General features: G+C 46.1%; 1 protein-coding gene. It reads left to right on the top strand.

The genetic code is table 11. The annotated features are described in order from the left end of the window. Positions 1-34: 34 nt before the first annotated feature. On the top strand, positions 35-1,051 hold a 1,017-nt coding region (locus BCT81_RS12120), incomplete at its 3' end, for a fatty acid cis/trans isomerase (RefSeq protein WP_198596885.1).

Consider the following 1,051-nt stretch of genomic DNA (forward strand, 5'->3'; position numbering starts at 1 on the left):
ATAATTAGAAAAAATGCCAAATATCTAAGTACGTATGAATTTGAAAAAACTCTTCATTTTGTCTCTTGTCAGCGTGTTCTCAGGTTGTGCCGTGTACGCGGGTCTAAACTTCGATGAGCTGTTTGGCGAACAACAAGTTCGTGATCGCCAAACTCCTATCCTTTCAGCTCAATCGCAACACTTTCTCAACGAAGTTAAACCGATCATTGATAACCGATGTGTGGTTTGTCACGCCTGCTATGATGCTCCTTGCCAACTAAAAATGTCTTCTGTGGAAGGTATCGACCGAGGTGCAAGTAAAGCACTGGTTTATCAAGGTACGCGTTTAACGGCATCGGCTCCCACTCGCTTGTTTGAAGATGCGTTAACCACACAAGAGTGGCGCGACGCTGATTTCCACCCTGTACTCAACGAACGTATGCAGAACTCGACCGCTAACTTAGATGCTGGGCTTGTCTCTCGTATGTTGATTCAGAAAGAGAATCATCCACTTCCGGAGCAAACGCAGCTAGAAGGCTTCGACTTTTCAATCGATCGTGACCAGCAGTGTCCGACTATCGAAGAGTACGCTCAATATGAGAGAGATTACCCTACGTGGGGGATGCCTTATGGGATGCCTAACTTAGACAAGACTGAATACGCGACTCTGATGAGCTGGCTAGAAAATGGCGCTTTGATGAACGAACATATTCCGCTAAGTGAAGCTGAGCAAGAGCTGGTTAATACTTACGAAAAGTTCCTCAACAAGAGCTCAAGAAAGAGCCAACTTTCAGCACGTTATATCTATGAGCACCTGTTCTTGTCGCACGTTTACTTTTCTGAGTTAGGACAACCAACACGCTTTTTCTCTATTGTTCGCTCAGCAACACCTCCTGGCGAACCGGTTAAGCGTATCACCACTCGTCGTCCTTATGATGATCCAAAAGTCCCACGCGTGTACTACCGCCTTATCCCTGAGCAAGGCACAATTGTCGACAAGACACACATGCCTTTCGCCCTCAATGAAGAACGCCTGCAAAACTGGAACACTTGGTTCGTTGATGCCGATTAC

Origin of the sequence: Vibrio sp. 10N.261.52.A1, assembly GCF_002876325.1 — a bacterium.
Classification (GTDB): domain Bacteria; phylum Pseudomonadota; class Gammaproteobacteria; order Enterobacterales; family Vibrionaceae; genus Vibrio; species Vibrio chagasii.